This is a genomic window from Pseudomonas oryzihabitans (genome assembly GCF_032027545.1).
GTDB lineage: Bacteria > Pseudomonadota > Gammaproteobacteria > Pseudomonadales > Pseudomonadaceae > Chryseomonas > Chryseomonas oryzihabitans_F.
In genome coordinates, this window is the sequence record NZ_JAVSJB010000001.1 from 324296 (window position 1) to 342540 (window position 18245).

An 18245-nucleotide genomic window follows, 5' to 3' on the forward strand; every position below is an offset into this window, starting at 1 on the left:
GGGTGAACGACTAACTGGGGGTGGCGGTGACCAGGCGCAGCGGCGTGTCCGCCTGCTGGGCCTGGCGGCCGTAGTGGGCGATGACCTCGCCGGCTACGGCGATGGCGATCTCCAGGGGCAACTTGCCCTGGACTTCGGGCAGGCCCAGGGGGCAGCGCACCGTGGCCAGGCGGTCGGCGCTGTGGCCGCGCGCCGCGAGGCGGTGGCGGAACTTGGCCCACTTGGTCTTGGAGCCGATCAGGCCGAAATAGCCATGGTCGCCACGGGCGAGGATGGCATCGGTCAGCTCCAGGTCCAGGGGGTGATTGTGGGTCATGACGATGTAATAGGCGCCGGCCGGCATGAGTGCGATCTCGTCGACCGGCTCGTCGGTGACGATCTTTTCCACGCCGGCGGGCAACGGCTCGGGAAACTCCTGGGGCCGCGAATCGACCCAGCGCACGGCACAAGGCAGGCCGGCCAGCAGTGGCACCAGCGCCCGGGCGACATGGCCGGCACCAAAGACCACCACCGGCACGTCCTGGGCCAGCAGCGGTTCGAACAGCAGGGTGGTGACGCCGCCGCAGCACTGGCCGAGGCTGGCGGCCAGGGAGAAGCGCTCCAGGCGCGGCTGGCGGGTGCCGGCGGCGAGCAATTCCCGGGCGATCTCCACGGCGCGGTATTCCAGGTGACCACCGCCGATGGTCAGGTGCTGCTCCTGGCGACCCACCAGCATCTTGGTGCCGGCATCACGCGGGGTGGAGCCCTGTTCATCGGCCACGGTGACCAGCACGCAAGGCTCGCCCCGTGCCTCGAAGTCGGCGAGCAGGGCCAGCCAGCCGCGTTTGCTGTTCATGCCGGTTCCTCCGTGGCGGGGACCGCGGCGGCCTGGGCCTCGGCGGCCAGGCGGCGCATCCGTTCCACGCCCCAGAGCACCCGCTCGGGAGTGGCGGGTGCATCCAGCGCCGGGTGGAAGCGGTAGTCGGCCACGCTGGCCACGGCGTCCTGCAGGGCGCACCACACCGAGATGCCGAGCATGAAGGGCGGCTCGCCCACGGCCTTGGAGTGGAACACCGTGGCCTCGGGGTTCTTGCGATTTTCCACCAGGCGTACCCGCAGGTCCGGTGGCACGTCGCTCACCGCCGGGATCTTGTAGGTGGAGGGACCGGCGGTGAGCAGCTTGCCCGCGTCGTTCCACACCAGCTCTTCCATGGTCAGCCAGCCCAGGCCCTGGACGAAGCCGCCTTCGACCTGGCCGATGTCGATGGCCGGATTCAGGGAGGCGCCGACGTCGTGGAGGATGTCGGTGCGCAACAGCCGGTACTCGCCGGTGAGGGTATCGATCAGTACCTCGGAGCAGGCGGCGCCGAAGGCGAAGTAGTAGAAGGGCCGGCCACGGGCCTGGTCGCGGTCATAGTGGATCTTCGGCGTGCGGTAGTAGCCGGTGCTGGAGAGCGACACCTGGCCGACGTAGGCCAGTTGGATCAGTTCCTCGAAGGTGAGCAGGCGGTCGCGTACCTTGACGTGGCCATTGCGGAAGTCGACCTCCTCGGCACCGACATGGAAGTGCCGGCTGGCGAAATCGATCAGCCGATCCTTGATGGTCTGGGCGGCGTTCTGCGCGGCCTTGCCATTGAGGTCGGTGCCGCTGGAGGCGGCGGTGGGCGAGGTATTGGGTACCTTGTCGGTGTTGGTGGCGGTGATCTGGATGCGGCCGATATCGATCTGGAAGACCTCGGCCACCACCTGGGCGACCTTGGTGTTGAGTCCCTGGCCCATCTCGGTGCCACCGTGGTTCAGGTGGATGCTGCCGTCGGTGTAGACGTTGACCAGGGCGCCGCCCTGGTTGAGGAAGGAGGAGGTGAAGGAGATGCCGAATTTCACCGGGGTCAGCGCCAGGCCCTTCTTCAGCACCGGGCTGCTCCGGTTGAAGTCGCGGATGGCCTCGCGGCGCGCCCGGTAGTCGCTGCTGGCCGCCAGGTCCGCGGTCATCTCGTCGAGCAGGTTGTCTTCCACCACCTGGTGGTAGTGGGTGACGTTGCGGGTCTCCTTGCCGTAGTAGTTGCGGCGGCGCACCTCGAGCGGGTCGAGGCCGCGGTGGCGGGCGATGGCGTCCATGACGTTCTCGATGGCCAGCATGCCCTGGGGGCCGCCGAAGCCGCGGTAGGCGGTGTTGGAGGCCAGGTGGGTCTTGCAACGGTGGCCGGTGACCTGGGCGTTGCCAAGGAAGTAGGCGTTGTCGGCATGGAACATGGCGCGGTCGATGATGGCGTTGGACAGGTCCGGCGAGTAGCCACAGTTGCCCGCCAGTTCGAAGCGGATGCCCAGCAGCCGGCCGTCATCGTCGAAGCCGACGTCGTACTCGACGTGGAAGGGGTGGCGCTTGCCGGTCATGTGCATGTCCTCGAAGCGTGGCAGGCGCATCTTCACCGGGCGCCCGGTGAGGCGGGCGAAGACCGCGCAGAGCGCCGCCGGCATGCCGGCCTGGCTCTCCTTGCCGCCGAAGCCGCCGCCCATGCGCCTCATGTCGACGGTGACCTTGTTCATCGAGACGCCCAGCACCTCGGCCACCTGCTTCTGCACCTCGGTGGGATTCTGGGTGGAGGAATAGACCAGCATGCCACCGTCTTCGGTAGGCATTACCGAGGCCACCTGGGTTTCCAGGTAGAAGTGTTCCTGGCCGCCGATGGCCAGCTCGCCCTGCAGGCGATGGGGCGCAGCAGCCAGGGCGACGGCCGCGTCGCCGATGTGGTGGCTGTGGCTGGGCGAGATGAAGTGTTCGCGTCTGAGCGCTTCCCTGACGTCGAGGATGGCCTCCAGTGGCTCGTATTCGACGATGGCCGCCTGGGCTGCGCGGCGGGCGGCGTCCAGGCTGCTGGCGGCGACCGCCAGCACCGGCTGGCCGAGGTACTGCACCTCGCCATCGGCCAGCAGCGGATCACCCGGCAGCACGGCGCCGATGTCCAGCTGGCCGGGCACGTCGGCGGCGGTGATGGCCAGGGCCACCCCGGGTATCCCGTAGCAGGGCGAAAGATCGATGTGCTTGATGCGTGCATGGGCGTGCTCGCTCATCCGCGCATAGACGTGCAACTGGTTGGGGAATTCGAGACGGTCATCGATGTAGAGCGCCTCGCCGCTCACATGCTTGTCGGCGCTCTCGTGCTTGAGTGGCTTGCCGACGCCGGTGGCCAGGCCCGCGGCGAAGGCGGTGGCCATTTCCTCGGGGGTGCGGACGGGGAGGTGGCTAGACATGGGCGGTGACCCTCGTGGCGAGCGTGGGCTGGGTGGTCTCCAGATGACATTTGCGCAGCAGGTTCTGCGCCGTCAGCAGGCGGTACTCGCGACTGGCGCGAAAATCCGACAGCGGGGCGAAGTCCGCGGCCAGGGCCTGGGCGGCGTGCTCGACGGTAGCGGCGTTCCAGGGTTGGCCCAGCAGCGCCTGCTCGCAGTGAGCCGCGCGCCTGGGCGTGGCCGCCATGCCACCGTAGGCGATACGCACCGCCGCGACCCGCCCCTGGTCGAGTTCCAGGGCGAAGGCGGCACAGACCGCGGAGATGTCGTCGTCCAGGCGCTTGGACACCTTGAAGGCACGGAAGACGAGGCCCTCGCGCGTCCGCGGCACCCGTACCGCCTGGATGAATTCGCCCGGCTCCAGGGCGGTCTTGCGGTAGTCGAGGAAGAAGTCGTCCAAGGCCAGCTCACGCAGGCGCTCGCCCTGGCGCAACAGGACGCTGGCACCGAGCGCCAGCAGCGGCGGCGGACTGTCGCCAATGGGCGAGGCGTTGCCGATGTTGCCGCCCAGGGTGCCCTGGTTGCGGATCTGCAGGGAGGCGAAGCGCTGCAACAGGGCGCCGAAGTCCGGGTAGTCGGCGGCCAGGGCGGCGGCGCAGTCGGCCAACGGGGTGGCGGCGCCGATCTCGATCAGGTCGTCGCTGACGGTCACGCCGCGTAGCTCGGGCAGATTGCCCAGGTAGATGAGAGTATCCAGGCGACGATGGTTCTGGGTCACTTCCAGGGCCAGGTCGGTACCGCCGGCCAGCAGCCGGGCCGCGGGATGCGCCTGGTAGAGGGCCGCCAGTTCGCCCAGGGTGGTGGGGCTATGACTGCGCCGACCAGCACCCTCGAGATGGGTCTCGGGCAGGGACGCCAGGGCTTGCAGGCGCTCCAGGGTCTGGCGCTCGCGGGCATCGAACTGGTCCGGCTGGCGCTGGGTGCAGGCCTGTTCGGCGGCGGCCAGGATCGGCCGGTAGCCGGTGCAGCGGCAGAGATTGCCGGCCAGGGCCTCATGGGTGGCGGCGCTGTCCGGCGCCGCGACGTTCTTCTGCAGGGCGAACAGCGACATGACGAAACCCGGCGTGCAGTAGCCGCACTGGGAGCCATGGCAGTCGACCATGGCCTGCTGCACGCTGTGCAGGCGGCCCTGGTGCTTGAGGTCTTCCACGCTGATCAGTTGCTTGCCGTCCAGCGCCGCGACGAAGGTCAGGCAGCTGTTGACGGTGCGATAGCGCAGCTGGTCGCCATCCGGTTCGGCGAGGACCACGGTGCAGGCCCCGCAGTCGCCGGAGGCGCAGCCTTCCTTGGTACCGGTCTTGCCACAACGCTCGCGCAGGTACTGGAGCACGGTGAGATTGGGATCGAGCTGCTCTTCGACGCGCAGCTCCTGGTCCAGCAGAAACCTGATCACGGCCGCTCTCCACTTGAGGTTTGGTTGCTTCGATGGTGAGTAAAGCTGACCGATAGGTCAACAAATCCCCGGGCGAGTGGACGCCAATTGTCGTTTTTGGGCAAGGCTGTCGGGGAGGGGATGTATCGCCTGCTCAGCTTGGAGCAGAGATTGGCGACGTGCACGCCGGTAGTGCAAAACAGACTACAGTTCGGCGTCGACGAAAGGCATACTTTTACGATCAAGCCGTTAGTGCGATTGCCGATATCCAGAGCTAAGGGTGTGGCCAGCTGCTGGCCCTGCTTTTTCCCCTCCCTCAGCGTGGATTTCCGTCGTGTCTGCCAAGTTGAATCATTTCGCCGGTCAGGCGTCTTCGGGTTTCTTCGCGCTGATCGCCGTGGTCTTCGCTGCCGCGAGTTTGATGCTGGTCACCCTCTGCGCGCGTATCGACGAACAGCAGCGCCAGCACAGTGCGAGCGATGCGCAACGCGCCCTGGTCATCCGCCAGACCACCCTCGGCAGCGTGTTGGCCGACTACGCCTTCTGGCTCGAAGGCTATGTGCGGACCGACAAGCGGGTCGACCTCACCTGGGCCTATGACGAAGACAACATAGGCCCCTCGCTGTACAGCGGCTATGGCTTGGAAGGTGCCTTCATCGTCGGCCCCACCGGCGGCACCCGCTACGCCGTGGTCGAGGGTGCCCGCAGTGCCCTGGAACTCGAAGGCTGGCTGGGTGACGACCAGGCACCGCTGCTCGCCCTGGCCCGCGCCCGTTCGCCGCAGAATGGCTATGCCCAAGGCTATTTCCTGGTGAACGGCAAGCCCGCGCTGGTGATGGCTGCCGTCATCCGCCCGGAGGCGTCCTACCAGGATTTCAAGCGCCTGTCGTACCTGGTGTTCGTGGATGTGCTCACGCCCTCCAAGGCGAAGGCGCTGGGCGAGACCTTCGATTTGCAGGAGCTGCGGATAACGGCCGCCAACGACGCCAGCGCCACGGCGCCCAGTCTGGTGGTCCGCTCGGAGCTCGGTACCACACTGCTGCTGCAATGGCGCTTCCAGGCCTTGGGCGCCGAGCTGCGCGCGACTTTCCTACCGTTGCTGGTGGTGCTCTGTGGTGCCGCCTTGCTGCTGGTCTGGTATCTGCGCCGGCGTATCGCCCGGGCCGCCTGGCACATGCAGGAGACCGAGCAGGCCCTGCGGCAGAGCGAGCAGCGCTTCCGCTCGGTGTCGGAGGCGGCGTCGGACTGGATCTGGGAGACGGACGCCGAGCAGCGCCTGGTATATCTGTCGGAACGCTTCGTCGACGTGACCGGCCTGCATCCGCAGCTGTGGCTGGGCCGGCCGCTCTACGAGCTGCTCGACTACGAGCCGGCACGGGCGACCGAGCTGGCCCAGGCGCCGGCCTTCCTGCAACGGGCGCGGCGGACCCTGCGCTGCGAGATGCGCGACGCCCGGGACAACCAACGTTATTGCCAGCTGTCGGCCCAGGCGATCTTCCGGGAAGAACGGCTGGTCGGCTTTCGTGGCACCGTGTGCGACGTCACCGAAGAGATCCAGGCCAAGGCCCGCATCGAGCACATCAGCCAGCACGATACCCTGACCGGACTGGCCAATCGTCGCCACCTGCAGCGTTATCTGGAGCGTCGCTTCGCCGAGGGCTTCACCGACTGCCCGCCGCTGCACCTGCTGGCCATCGACCTGGATCGCTTCAAGCCGGTCAACGACGCTCTCGGTCATGCGGCGGGCGACCAGGTGCTCGGCCAGGTCGCCCGGGTGCTCCGCCACAGCGTGCGCGACGGTGATCTGGTCGCTCGCATCGGCGGTGACGAATTCGTCATCGCGGTGAACGGCGCGCTCGGTACCGATCAGGTCAGTGGGCTGTGCCAGCGGATTCTCGCGGGCATCGGCCGCTCGATGGCGATCAACGGCCACGATGTCACCATCGGCGCCAGCATCGGCATCGCCACGGCGCCGCTGCACGGTACCTCCGCCGAGGATCTGCTGCGCTATGCCGACATCGCCCTGTACGAGGCCAAGGCGGCCGGGCGCAACACCCTGAGATTCTATGAGCCGACCATGAACCAGCGCATCCTGGCGCGGCGACAACTGGAGACCGAGCTGCGCCAGGCACTGCAGCGCCAGGAGTTCGAGCTGGAGTTCCAGCCGCGCTTCGATGCCAGCGGCCGGCGCCTGCTGGGCGCCGAAGCCCTGGTACGCTGGAATCATCCGCTGCGCGGCCGACTGGCACCGGCGCACTTCATTGCCATGGCGGAAGAGACCGGCATGATCCTGGCGCTCAGCGACTGGGTGTTGCAGGACGCCTGCAGCCAGGCGGTGAGCTGGGCGCCGCACCTGGTGGTGTCCATCAATCTGTCGCCACTGGAGTTCCAGCGCGACGACCTGGTCGCTCGCATCCAGGGAGTGCTGGAGCGCACCGGCATCGCCCCGGCCCGGGTCGAGCTGGAGCTGACGGAGACGGTCCTGCTGGGCGATGCCGCCGGCGCCCTGGAGTTGATGACCCAGCTCAAGGCCTTGGGCGTGCGCCTGTCCATGGACGACTTCGGTACCGGCTATTCCTCGCTCAACTACCTGCGTACCTATCCCTTCGATTGCCTGAAGGTCGATCGCAGCTTCGTCGCTCAAATGGAGGAGAGCGCCAGCAACGCGGCCATCGTCGAGGCCATCGTCAACCTGGGCCGGGCGCTGTCGCTGACGGTGGTGGCCGAGGGCATCGAGACCGCTGGCCAGCTGGCGCGGATCGCCGATCTCAAGTGCGACCAGGCCCAGGGCTTCCATTTGCAACGGCCGTTGTCGCAGGCGAGTTTTGCCGAACTGCGGCAGCGGGCGATGGCACGCTCGGGGGTTGGCTTGGCAGTCGATGGAGCCTAGCGGCAGACACCAAGAGACACGCAGCGCGCGGGGCCCGAGCTTCAGGCCAGGGCGCTGAGCTGACTGTGGAGATCGGCGGGTAGGCGGATGGCGACTTCTGCTGCCCGGTCCCGCCCCCGGGTGATGCCCGGCAGATGGACGCCCTGATCGGCGAGGCGGGTCAGCTGCGCGCCGAGGCGCTGGGGAAAGCGGTCGTCCAGCAGGCGTGGGGCGATGGCCACCACCAGCAGCCCGGCGCCGGGGCTGCATGAACCCTGGCGAAAATCGCCGGCATCCAGTGACCAGTTCGCCCCTGTGAGTCCGGCGGCCAAGACCTCCACCATCAGGGCGATATTGGCGCCGCGGGCACCGCCGAAGGCCAGCAGGGTGCCGCGCACGGCAGCGCGGGCGTTGCGGGTGGGCTGGCCGCTCTCATCCAGCGCCCAGCCTTCCGGGATGGGCTCGTCGGCTCTGGCGGCACGCAGCAGGTTGACGAAGGCCGTCGCGCTGCAGGCCTGGTCGATGGCCAGCAGGCGACCGTCATCGGCCAGGGCGGCGAAAGCCAGCGGATTGGTCGAGTAGAGCGCCCGGCGACTGCCCTGAGGTGCTAGCAGCGGTGATCCATTGGTGAAGGCCAGGGCCACCAGGTCACGTTCGGCGAGACGACGGGTGTAGTAGCCGAGTTCGCCGCAGGTGAAGGCCTCCCGCTGGGCGAACAGGGCCAGGCCGAAGCTGCTGGCCGTTGCCTGGAGGTCCGCGAAGGCCCGGTCGAAACCGAGTTGAGCGATGCCGCGGCGGGCATCGCTCTGGATCAGCGCGGGAGCCGGGCGCGTCAGCACGGGCTCGGCGGAGGGATCGATCCGGCCCTGGCGAAAGCCATCCAGGTAATCCAGCAGGTGGGCGAAGCCGAGGGTAGGCCTGCCATGACGCTCCGCGGCCAGCGTGGCGGCAGTGAGGGCGTCGGCCACCGCCTGGCTGGCGCCCTGGCGCAGGCAACAGGCCCGCACCAGGGTTTCGGCTTCAAGCTTCGTCAGCGAATGGTGGCGCGACGGACTCATGGTTGGCGAAGCCTCATTCGATCAGCCGCGGCGCGCCGACGTCGGTGATCTTCTCTTCGAGGCCGTAGCGGGCGACGATCTGGCGCAGGCTGCCGTCCTCATGCATGTGCTGGATATGCGCCGACAACGCCTGACCGAGGGCTTCGTTCTGCTTGGCGAAGAGGATGGCGGCCTGGCCGGGCTGCTGCGAGGCCTTGACCCGCGGATCGCCAACGGCGACGTTGATGCTGGCCCCCGGATAGGCACCTTTCTGCTGGGCGGTCTTGGCCACCGCGAAGCTGTCGGTGGCGACGTCCAGGCGACCCGAGGCCAGATCCTGGGCCATGGCCACGGGATTGGGGTAGAGCACCAGGTTGTCGCCCAGCACCTTCTTCAGGTCGGCCACCCAGAGGTAGCCCTGCACCGTCCCCACGCGCTTGCCTTCGAGCTGGTCGATGCGGCTCAGGTTGTCCTTGGAGATGATGCCCATGACGTCGAGGAAGGTGGGGGCGGAAAGCCCCAGTACCTTGGCTCGCTCGGCGGTGCGATACCAGTCGCCGATACCGACGTCGGCACGCCGGGTGATCACCGATTGCACGACTGCCGCGGTGTCCACCGTGGTGGCGCGCACGGTCAGGCATTCGGCGGTGGCGAAGCTCTTGAGGATGTCGCCCTCCACGCCGCCAACCTGGCCGTCGGGGCCGGGAATGGCATAGGGCGGGAAGACGTAGGTGGCCACCTTGAGCACGCCCTTTTCCAGGGTGTCGAAGGTATGCGCGGGCTTGCAGTCGGCCTGGGCGGCGGTGCTGCCGCAGAGCAGAAGGGTAGCGAGGGTGAGGCGCTGGAGCAGGGTGATGGCGTCAGGCATGGCGGTCGTCCTCGGGATGATGATCGGCAGGGGCTAAGTCAGGCCCGTTCCGGGGCCAGGCGGCGTTCCAGGTGTCCCACCAGCAAGGCTGCGGGAATGCACAGGGCCGCGTACAGCAAACCCGCCAGGACCAGCACGGGCATGTATTGGAAGGTACTGGAGCCGATCATCGAGGCGCGGCTCACCAGCTCCGGCAAGGCGATGGTGAAGCACAGCGACGAGGCCTGGAAAATCATGATGGAGAAGCCCAGCAGCGCCGGGATGGCGATGCGCAGGGCCTGGGGCAGGATGACGAAGCGCAGGGCGTCCAATGGACTGAGGCCGATCACCTCGGCCGCCTCGCGCTGGCCCTGGGCGACGGCATCCAGGCCGCCCCTGAGGATCTCGCTGGTGTAGGCGCCGGTGCAGTAGGCCAGGGCGAGGGCGGCGGCGCTGTAGGCGGTGAGGGTGATGTGCGCCGAGGGCAGGCCGAAGTAGAAGTACTGCAACAGGATCAGCGCCGGTGCGCCGCGGCCCAGCTCGACCACCACCACGGTCAGCCAGCGCAGCGGCAGCGTCCGGCTGGACACGCCGAGGGCGAACAGCAGGCCCAGCGGGATGCCGATGAGCAGCGCCAGGGCGGTCACCTGCAGCGACAGCAGCAGGCCGTGCCAGAGATCGGGAAACCATTCGGCCCAGTTGGCGAGCAGTTCGGTCATCGCTGCAGCCTCCGCCCGAGGTTATCGCCCAGGCGCCGGGCCAGCAGCGCCACGGGTACGCTCAGGCCTATGTAGAGCAGGGCGGCCAGGCTGTACACCGGCAGGCCCTGGAAGGTCTGCTGGGTCTGCTGGTAGGCGGCGGCGCTGATGTCGGTAACGCCCAGGGTCGAGGCGATGGCCGAGTCCTTGAGCAGGCCGATGGCATAGGTGGCCGCGGCCGGGATGGTGATGCGCACCAGTTGCGGCAGGATGACGTCAAGGAAGCGCTGTCGGGCGCTGAGATTGAGCACCAGCGCCGCTTCGTACTGGCCGGTGGGAATGCCGGTGAGGGCGCCGCGATAGACCTCGGCCATATGGGCGGCGGTGATCAGCCCCAGGCCAAGGGTGGCGGCGGCGAAGGGCGACAGGGTCAGCCAGCCGCCGCCCAGGCCGAAGAAGAGGAAGAACAGCCAGACGATGGGCGGGATGGCGCGCAGGATGAGGATCACGGCAGCGGCCAGCAGGCGCAGGGGTTTGCTCCGGCACACCCGCAGGCCACACAGTGGAAAGCCCAGCAGGGCACCGATGGCGAAGGCCGTCGCGGTCACCGCCAGGGTCCAGGGAATGCCCTGCAGCAGGGCGAGCAGGATGGTGCCCATCAGCGATTCCTCACCGCGGCCAGGAAGCGCTTGACCCGCTCGTGCTGCGGATTGCGCATGACCTGGGCACTCGGCCCCTGTTCGATGAGGCGCCCGTCGGCCATCACCACCACGCGGTCGGAGACGGTCTCGGCGAAGTGCATCTCGTGGGTGACCATGATCATCGACATGCCGTCCTGGGCCAGCTCCTGCATCACCTTGAGCACCTCCATGCCCAACTCCGGGTCCAGCGCCGAGGTGGGTTCGTCGAACAGCATCAGTTCCGGGTCCAGGGCCAGGGCGCGGGCGATGGCCACCCGCTGCTGCTGGCCACCGGAGCACTGGCTGGGATAGGCCTTGGCCTTGGCGGCCAGGCCGACGCGCTCCAGCAACTGCAGCGAGCGCCGCTCCGCCTCCTGGCGACTGCGCCCCAGGCTGCGTACCTGGGCCAGGCTGACGTTCTGCAGCACGGTCAGGTGCGGGAACAGGTTGAAGGACTGGAACACCATGCCGATGCGCCGCCGCAGCGCCACCAACTGTTGGCGGGAGACCTGGCCGGCCTGCAGGCTCAGGCCTTCCAGGGTCACGGTGCCGCGAGTGGGCGGCTCCAACTGGTTGATGCAGCGCAGCAGGGTGCTCTTGCCCGAGCCGCTGGGGCCGATGATGGCCAGGACTTCGCCCTTGGCCATGTCCAGGGACACGTCCTGCAGGACCTCATAGGGCCCGAAGCTCTTGCCGATGCCTTCCAGGCGCAGGAATGCCGAACGCTGCTGGGGGTGCTCCGGCACCGACGACACGGGGGTTCTGACGATACTCATCGGGTTCATCTCGCTCTCCTCGAGGGCGCCTCCACGGGGAGGCGGGGCCATCAGTGCAGGTCGGGGTCCAGTAGCGGCGTGCGCGACAGCTTCACCGCCCCCGCCGCCGTGATCACCACCTGTTCTTCCAGCTTCACCCCCTCGGGGCCGCCCTGTTCGCCGATGAAGCTCTCCACCGAGACCACCATGTGCTCGGCGAAGGTGCCGTCGTAGCCCCAGTCGGCGAAGTCGGTGGCGTAGGCCACGCTGGGGTACTCGTCCACCAGGCCGACGCCGTGCAGCATCATCATGTAGCGGTTGTGCCGGTATTTTTCCGGCACCGGCCAGCAGCGCTCGGCGAATTCCCGGAAGCCCAGGCCCGGGCGCAGCAGGTTGATGTTCTGCGTCAGTTGCTCGGCCGCGGTCTGCAAGAGGTCGCGCTGGCGCGCCGTGGCCGGCTGGCCGGGGCAGACGAAGCTGCGCGAGATGTCCGACAGGTAGCCGCCGGGGCCGACCATGTCGGTATCGAAGCAGACCATTTCCCCGGCCCTGATGGGCTTGTCGGTGGCGTCCTGGAACCAGGGATTGGTGCGCTGGCCGGAGCTGAGCAGGCGGCTCTCGGCCCATTCACCGCCGTGGGCCACGTTGGTGCCGTGCAGGATGCTCCACAGCTGGTTCTCGGTGATGCCAGGCTGCAGGCTGGCGCGCATCCGGGCGATGGCAAGGTCGCAGACGCCCATGGACACCCGGTGACTGGCCAGCTCCTCGGCCGACTTGATCAACCGGGCCTGCTCCATCATCGGCTGGGCGTCGTGCAGGCTCAGGCCCAGGTCGACCAGCTTGGTGGCGCCCCAGGGATCGCAGCGATCCACCGCCAGGCGCCGGTTGCCGCTGCCGTGGTGCAGCACCAGCTCGGCAACCTCCTGAGCCCAGCTATTGGCCTTTTCCTCGACCCGCGGGCCGGCCAGGAAGTACAGCCAGGGCGTAGCCGGGCGGATCTCGTCGATCGTCTCGATGTGTTCGCTGTTGTGCTTGCTGCTGGTGAAGTCGAACAGGATCACCGGGCCACTGGTGGTCACCAGTACATAACGGCTGGGTGAGTGCATCACCCACAGCCCCAGGTTGTTGGTGTCGGTGGCGTAGCGGATGTTGATCGGATCGGCCAGCAGCACGCCGGCGTAGTCGTGCTCCACCAACTGCGCGCGAATGCGCGCCAGGCGATAGCGACGCAGGGCGCGGCGGTTGATGGCCGCGTGGGCGTGCAACAGCTCCTGGTCCAGCGGGGCGAGTTGGTGCTCGCTGACGCGACTGTCCTGGCGGAAGCTCAGGCGGGCGTCGGCCGCCGGATCGAAGCCGGCAAGGGACTCTGGATGATGCATAAAGACCTCGTCTGGCCAGCCGGGGCTGGCATGTTCTTGTGAGACGTCGAAGAGGCAGTGGCAAAGGGGTACGACAGGCTCGCCGCGCAGGCGAGCCGACCTTCTTAGAGGTCTTTCACCAGGCGCAGCGCGTCGTAGATGGCGGCGTGGGTATTGCGCGAAGACACCGCATCGCCGATGCGGAACAGCTGGAAACGGCCGGCGGGATTGCTGGCGAGCTGCTGCGGCTGGCCGACGATCAGGGCCTGGTACTCCACCGCGCCTTCGTTGCTCGCCAGCGGCTTGAGTTCGAAGTAGAGCTCGTCCAGGGGCAGGGTGCCGTGGTTGACCACCACCTGGTCGTAGTGGAAGACCTTTTCCAGGGCGCTGTAGTCGGTACCGACGATGGCCTTGAGCCGGTCGCCGTCGCGCTCTACCGCCTTCAGGCGGTAGGTGACGGTGAAGTGGGTATCGAGCCCTTGCAGGGATCTCATGTAGGGCACCAGGTTCATGCCCATCACCTCGGGGGCGAAGCTGCGGTCGGGCGTCATGATCTCGGTGCGCGCCCCGCTGCGGGCGATGAATTCGGCGGCCTGCAGCCCGGCATGGTCGCCGGCATCGTCGTAGACCAGCACGTTGCGCCCGGGCTTGACGTCGCCGGCGATGATGTCCCAGCTGGACACCACCAGGTCATTGCCGCGTTCGAGCACCTCGGTGTGGGGCAGGCCACCGGTGGCGACGATCACCACGTCCGGGTCTTCCGCCAGCACCCGCTCGGCATCCGCCCAGGTGTTGAAGTGGAATTGCACGCCGAGGCGGTCGCACTGGGCCAGGCGCCAGTCGATGATGCTCTGCATCTCCTTGCGTCGCTCCGACTGGGCGGTAAGGCGCACCTGGCCGCCGGCCTGCTCGGCCAGTTCCAGCACCACCACCTGGTGACCGCGCTCGCCAGCCACCCGGGCCGCCTCCAGCCCGCCGGGACCGGCACCGACCACTACCACCTTGCGGCGGATCGCAGCCTTGGCGAGGGTGTGGGGCATGCTGGTCTCGCGGCCGGTGGCGGCGTTGTGGATGCAGTAGGCCGCGCCGCCGTTGTAGATGCGGTCCAGGCAGTAGTTGGCACCGACGCAGGGACGGATGTCGTCTTCGCGGCCTTCGATCAGCTTGCGCACCAGGTGCGGATCGGTCATGTGCGCCCGGGTCATGCCGACCATGTCCACCAGGCCGGCGGCGATGGCGTGGCGGGCGGTGGCGACATCGGGGATCTTGGCGGCGTGAAAGGTGGGGAAGCCGGTACGCGAGCGGATCTCGCCGGCGAAATCCAGGTGCGGCGCGTTGCGCATGCCCTGCACCGGGATGATGTCGGTGAGGGCGGCGTCGGTGGCGATGTTGCCGCGGATGACGTTGAGGAAGTCGATCATCCCGCTGTCCTTGAGCAGCTGGGTGATGGTCAGGCCGTCTTCCTGGGTCAGGCCGCCCTTGGCCACCTCGTCGGCGGTGTAGCGCAGGCCGACGATGAACTGGTCGCCGACCCGGGCGCGAATGGCCTTGAGCACCTCGAAGGTGAAGGTCAGCCGATTGCGCAGCGAGCCGCCGTAGGGCTCGTCCAGGTCGTTGGTCAGCGGAGACCAGAACTGGTCCATCAGGTGGCCGTAGGCTTGCAGCTCGATGCCGTCCATGCCGGCGGCGACCATGCGCTCGGCGGCGTCGGCATAGTCCTTGACGATGCGCTCGATGTCCCAGCTTTCCAGGCGCTTGGGAAAGGCGCGGTGGGCCGGCTCGCGGCTGTGGGAAGAGGACACCACCGGCAGCCAGTCGCCCTTGTCCCAGCGGGTGCGGCGACCCAGGTGGGTCAGCTGGATCATCACCGCCGCGCCGTGCTCGTGGCACTCGTCGGTGAGGTCCTTGAGCCAGCCGACCACCTCGTCCTTGTAGGCCAGCACATTGTTGAACACCGGCGGACTGTCTCGCGAGATGGCCGCCGAGCCCGCCGTCATGGTCATGGCCACGCCGGCCTTGGCCCGCTCCACGTGGTAGGCGCGATAGAGCGCCTTGGGCATGCCGTCTTCGGGATAGGCGGGTTCGTGGGCGGTGATGATGACGCGGTTGCGCAAGGTCAGGTGCTTGAGTCGATAGGGCTGCAGCAAGGGGTCGTTCTTCATGTCCGGTCCACCAGCGCTCATCAGGTGGAGAGACCTTAAAACCCTCTGTACATAGGTGTCAATTAAAAAGACAGTGGTGAACATTTTGGCTTGTTGAGAGTTAGGGTGCGCTGTACCATCGCCCCATGAATGCACCTGCCCCTGCTGTTATCGAACCCTCGCGCGGCTCCTTGGAGAGTTGGCTCAATGCGGCCTATGAAAGCCTCAAGGACGCCGGGGTGGATGCCGTGCGCATCCAGCCGCTGGCGAAGAAGCTCAAGCTGTCGCGCACCAGCTTCTACTGGTTCTTCGAGGATCGGGAGGCGCTGCTCAGGGCGCTGATCGACCAGTGGAAGAACAAGAACACCGGCAATCTGGTGGCCCGCACCGAGGCCTACGCCGAGTCCATCACCGAGGCCATCCTCAACGTCTTCGACTGCTGGCTGGATACCCGGCTGTTCGATTCCCAGTTCGAGTTCGCCATGCGCAGCTGGGCGCTGCAGTCCGCCGAGGTGGCGCAGGACATCGCCGAGGCCGACGCCCTGCGCATCGCCGCGCTCAAGGTCATGTTCGACCGCTTCGGCTTCGAGGACCGCGCGGCCGAGACCCGCGCTCGCTCCATCTACCTGACCCAGATCGGCTACATCAGCATGAAGACCGTCGAGCCTCTGGAGCGCCGGCTCGTCTTCATTCCCGAGTACCTGAAGATCTTCACCGGCCTGGAGCCGGAGCCCCGCGAGTTGGAGCGGTTCTTCAGCCGGCACCAACTGGTGCGCCCTGCGGGCTGATCGAGCCTGCCCGGAATGGACGTGCTGCGTTGTCGCCACGCCCCGGGCCTGACGAGTAGCCTCACCGAGCGGCCGGGGCGACGGCCAGTGGACCGCCCGCTCGGTGAGGCCGGCGGTGCGTGGGGTGCCGCGCCGAACCGACATCCCCGCTTCGAACGGCGGCACGGATGGGGCTGCTTCAGGCCTGCTCCGTCCTCGCCTAGCGCAGGCTCAGTACGCTGGCGGAGGAGGGCTGCCAACCGCCGCCGAGTGCCTTGAAGGTCGCGACCGCCGCGCGCGCGGCGGCGGTCTGTGCCTGAGCCCGCGCATCGGCGGTGCGCAGCAGGCGCTCGTCGGCCTGCAGGACGTCGATCAGGGGCACCACCCCCCTGCCATAGGCGAGGGCCGCGGATTGGCGGGCCTGGGTGAAGGCGCGTTCGCTGGCGGCCAGCAGGCTGGCTTGCTCTTCGCGGCGCAACTGGCCGGCAAGGGCGCCTTCGACGTCTTCCGTCGCCCGCAGGACGGCGAGTCGATAGGCCGCCAGCAGCTCCGCATCACGCCCCCTGGCTGCCTGGATCTGCGCATCGATGCGGCCGAAATCGAACAATCGCCAACGCACGCCCACGGCAGCCAGCGCCTGCTTGGCATCCTGGTCGAAGAGATGACTGGCGGAGAGGGTGGTGGCGCTGCCGAGCAGGGCGCTCAGGGAGAACTTGGGATAATACTCGGCGATGGCCACGCCGATCCGGGCGTTGGCCGCGGCCAGCTGGCGCTCCGCGACGATCAGGTCGGGACGGCGTCTGAGCAGGTCCGCGGGATCGCCGGCGGTTTCGATGCGCGGCGGCATGGGAATGGGGGTCATCTGCGCCAGCCTGCCGCGGTAGGTGCCGGGCGGCGCTGCCAGCATGACGTCCAGCGCGTTCAGGGTCACTTCCAGCGAAGACTGCAGTACGGGCACCGTGGCCTGGACCTCCGCCAGTGCCCCTTCGGCTTGGTGCAGCTCCCGTTCGGTCGCCAGCCCCTTGTCGTTGAGCAGCCTGACCATGGACAGCAGCCCCTGCTGGGTCTCGACCTGGCGACGGGCGATGGCCAGGCGGGTCTGCAGGCCACGGATGTCCAGGTAGAGATCGGCTGTCTCGGCGGCCACGGCGAGGCGCACGGCGTCGGCGCTGGCCGCCGTGGCCTGGTAGTCGGCCCGCGCGGCTTCGCGGTCGCGTCGCAGGCCGCCGAATAGGTCGAGCTCCCAGCTGGCACCGAGATTGGTTTCATAGGATGACCCGTTCCTGTCGTAGCCAGGGGTCGCCGCGAGGACGCGCCCGAGAGGCGTCTCCAGGGACTGGTGGGCGCGCCCGGCCGTACCCTCCAGATCCCCGCTCGGGCGCAGCGCCGCCCGGGCCATGGCGAGACTCGCGCGCGCCTGGGCGAGGCGGGCGTCGGCCTGGGCCAGGTCGAGATTCTGCGCCAGGGCCTGCTCCACCAGCTGGCTCAGCAGCGGATCGTCGAAGCGTGCCCACCAGGCCTCCAGCGCCTGATCGCTCAAGGGCGCCGTCTGGGGTTGCCGCTGGTAGCTCGTCGGCAGCGGCAGCGTCGGGGCCTGGTAGTCGGGACCGACGGTACAGCCGCTCGCCAGGGCGGCGCCGGTGAGCAGAATGATCTGGAATCTGGAGCGCATGGGCTTTTATCCTGAGCGACGCCTAACGAGTTTAGTGACCGTTGTGTATATTGGTCACTCATCGTTTCCTTTGCAACTGCCGGAATGCCACCTGCTCATGACTACCGAATCCGCTTCATCCGGCCCGTCCCGTGGACCGGCCGAACACGATGTCCGTCACCAGATCATCGTGGCGGCCAGGGAGCACTTCAGCCGCTACGGATACGAGAAGACGACGGTGTCCGAACTTGCCCGGAGCATCGGTTTCTCCAAGGCCTACATCTACAAGTTCTTCGACTCCAAGCAGGCCATAGGCGAGGCCATCTGCATGGATTGCCTGGAGGGAATCGAGGCCGAGGCGAGGGCGGCGGTAGCCTCGGCCAGCAGCGCGCCAGACAAGCTGAGAAAGCTGTTCCAGAGCCTTCCAAGTGCGACGCTGAAGCTGTTCTCCGAGGACCGCAAGCTCTACGAAATCGCCATCTCCGCCTCCTCGGGTCGTTGGCCCGCCACCGTCACCCACGAAGCTCGGCTGAAGGAGCTGCTCAGGGAGATCCTCGTCCAGGGACGCGCCGAGGGCCAATTCGAGCGCAAGACGCCGCTCGACGACGTGATGATCGCCACCTACCTGGTGCTGCGCCCCTATCTGAATCCGCTGATGCTGCAGTACAGCTTCGAGCAGCTCGAGGTCGCTCCTACCCAACTGGCCAACCTGGTACTGCGCAGCCTTTCCCCCTAAAATATTGGGTGACTATTGACTAATTTGGTCACTCGTATCAAATTGCGGGCTCTGATGGTATCCA

14 protein-coding genes are annotated in these 18245 nt (G+C 67.7%); 3 read left to right on the forward strand and 11 right to left on the reverse strand.

What is annotated here, in order from left to right; all coding sequences use genetic code 11:
- Window positions 1-10: 10 nt before the first annotated feature.
- Genes xdhC through xdhA form a run of 3 tightly spaced genes read right to left on the reverse strand, consistent with a single transcriptional unit; the run spans window position 11 to window position 4663 of the window.
- Entirely contained in the window at window positions 11-835 is an 825-nt protein-coding gene (gene xdhC / locus RND78_RS01405; protein ID WP_312725415.1) for a xanthine dehydrogenase accessory protein XdhC, read from the reverse strand.
- The gene (xdhB, locus tag RND78_RS01410) at window positions 832-3231 is read right to left on the reverse strand and encodes a xanthine dehydrogenase molybdopterin binding subunit (protein WP_312725416.1); all 2400 of its coding nucleotides are present in this window, start codon (window positions 3229-3231) and stop codon (window positions 832-834) included. The genes xdhC and xdhB overlap by 4 nt, the downstream gene beginning before the upstream one ends.
- Window positions 3224-4663 carry a xanthine dehydrogenase small subunit gene (xdhA, locus tag RND78_RS01415; protein ID WP_312725417.1) on the reverse strand — a complete coding sequence of 480 codons (1440 nt, stop codon included), beginning with the start codon at window positions 4661-4663 and terminating at the stop codon, window positions 3224-3226. The genes xdhB and xdhA overlap by 8 nt, the downstream gene beginning before the upstream one ends.
- A 313-nt stretch (window positions 4664-4976) precedes the next feature.
- Between xdhA and RND78_RS01420 the strand changes: the two genes are divergently transcribed.
- On the forward strand, window positions 4977-7532 hold the full coding sequence (locus RND78_RS01420) for an EAL domain-containing protein (RefSeq protein WP_312725418.1): 2556 nt from the start codon (window positions 4977-4979) through the stop codon (window positions 7530-7532).
- Between the two features lie 41 nt (window positions 7533-7573).
- Here the strand turns inward: RND78_RS01420 and RND78_RS01425 are convergent, their stop codons facing one another.
- From RND78_RS01425 to RND78_RS01455, 7 genes are all read right to left on the reverse strand, one after another.
- Complete coding sequence (locus tag RND78_RS01425) at window positions 7574-8569, reverse strand: Ldh family oxidoreductase (RefSeq protein WP_312725419.1); 996 nt, start codon at window positions 8567-8569, stop codon at window positions 7574-7576.
- 13 nt (window positions 8570-8582) lie between these two features.
- A complete protein-coding gene (locus RND78_RS01430) occupies window positions 8583-9416 on the reverse strand; it encodes a transporter substrate-binding domain-containing protein (RefSeq protein WP_312725421.1) in 834 nt (277 codons plus the stop codon).
- Window positions 9417-9454: 38 nt separating this feature from the next.
- Entirely contained in the window at window positions 9455-10114 is a 660-nt protein-coding gene (locus RND78_RS01435; RefSeq protein ID WP_312725422.1) for an amino acid ABC transporter permease, read from the reverse strand.
- Window positions 10111-10752 (reverse strand): amino acid ABC transporter permease, encoded by a 642-nt coding sequence (locus RND78_RS01440; RefSeq protein ID WP_312725423.1) that lies wholly within the window; start codon window positions 10750-10752, stop codon window positions 10111-10113. Before RND78_RS01440 ends, RND78_RS01435 begins: the two co-directional genes overlap by 4 nt.
- Window positions 10752-11549: an amino acid ABC transporter ATP-binding protein gene (locus RND78_RS01445; RefSeq protein WP_312725786.1), complete on the reverse strand. Its 798-nt coding sequence runs from the start codon at window positions 11547-11549 to the stop codon at window positions 10752-10754. The genes RND78_RS01440 and RND78_RS01445 overlap by 1 nt, the downstream gene beginning before the upstream one ends.
- Before the next feature lie 50 nt (window positions 11550-11599).
- A complete protein-coding gene (locus tag RND78_RS01450) occupies window positions 11600-12907 on the reverse strand; it encodes a Xaa-Pro peptidase family protein (RefSeq protein ID WP_312725424.1) in 1308 nt (435 codons plus the stop codon).
- 104 nt (window positions 12908-13011) lie between these two features.
- Entirely contained in the window at window positions 13012-15048 is a 2037-nt protein-coding gene (locus RND78_RS01455) for an NADH:flavin oxidoreductase (RefSeq protein WP_312725425.1), read from the reverse strand.
- Window positions 15049-15173: 125 nt separating this feature from the next.
- Here RND78_RS01455 and RND78_RS01460 point away from each other — a divergent pair, with 125 nt between their 5' ends.
- On the forward strand, window positions 15174-15815 hold the full coding sequence (locus RND78_RS01460) for a TetR/AcrR family transcriptional regulator (RefSeq protein ID WP_312725427.1): 642 nt from the start codon (window positions 15174-15176) through the stop codon (window positions 15813-15815).
- A gap of 199 nt (window positions 15816-16014) precedes the next feature.
- Here RND78_RS01460 and RND78_RS01465 read toward each other — a convergent pair whose 3' ends face one another.
- A complete protein-coding gene (locus RND78_RS01465; RefSeq protein WP_312725428.1) occupies window positions 16015-17466 on the reverse strand; it encodes an efflux transporter outer membrane subunit in 1452 nt (483 codons plus the stop codon).
- 97 nt (window positions 17467-17563) lie between these two features.
- Here RND78_RS01465 and RND78_RS01470 point away from each other — a divergent pair, with 97 nt between their 5' ends.
- Window positions 17564-18181: a TetR/AcrR family transcriptional regulator gene (locus RND78_RS01470; RefSeq protein ID WP_312725430.1), complete on the forward strand. Its 618-nt coding sequence runs from the start codon at window positions 17564-17566 to the stop codon at window positions 18179-18181.
- The last annotated feature ends 64 nt before the right edge of the window (window positions 18182-18245 follow it).

Coding starts and splice junctions, on each gene's coding strand:
- xdhB (WP_312725416.1), bottom strand. CDS start 3,231: ATGTCTAGCCACCTCCCCGTCCGCACCCCCGAGGAAATGGCCACCGCC.
- RND78_RS01440 (WP_312725423.1), bottom strand. CDS start 10,752: ATGGGCACCATCCTGCTCGCCCTGCTGCAGGGCATTCCCTGGACCCTG.
- RND78_RS01425 (WP_312725419.1), bottom strand. CDS start 8,569: ATGAGTCCGTCGCGCCACCATTCGCTGACGAAGCTTGAAGCCGAAACC.
- RND78_RS01430 (WP_312725421.1), bottom strand. CDS start 9,416: ATGCCTGACGCCATCACCCTGCTCCAGCGCCTCACCCTCGCTACCCTT.
- RND78_RS01460 (WP_312725427.1), top strand. CDS start 15,174: ATGAATGCACCTGCCCCTGCTGTTATCGAACCCTCGCGCGGCTCCTTG.
- RND78_RS01445 (WP_312725786.1), bottom strand. CDS start 11,549: ATGAGTATCGTCAGAACCCCCGTGTCGTCGGTGCCGGAGCACCCCCAG.
- RND78_RS01470 (WP_312725430.1), top strand. CDS start 17,564: ATGACTACCGAATCCGCTTCATCCGGCCCGTCCCGTGGACCGGCCGAA.
- xdhC (WP_312725415.1), bottom strand. CDS start 835: ATGAACAGCAAACGCGGCTGGCTGGCCCTGCTCGCCGACTTCGAGGCA.
- RND78_RS01450 (WP_312725424.1), bottom strand. CDS start 12,907: ATGCATCATCCAGAGTCCCTTGCCGGCTTCGATCCGGCGGCCGACGCC.
- RND78_RS01455 (WP_312725425.1), bottom strand. CDS start 15,048: ATGAAGAACGACCCCTTGCTGCAGCCCTATCGACTCAAGCACCTGACC.
- RND78_RS01465 (WP_312725428.1), bottom strand. CDS start 17,466: ATGCGCTCCAGATTCCAGATCATTCTGCTCACCGGCGCCGCCCTGGCG.
- RND78_RS01435 (WP_312725422.1), bottom strand. CDS start 10,114: ATGACCGAACTGCTCGCCAACTGGGCCGAATGGTTTCCCGATCTCTGG.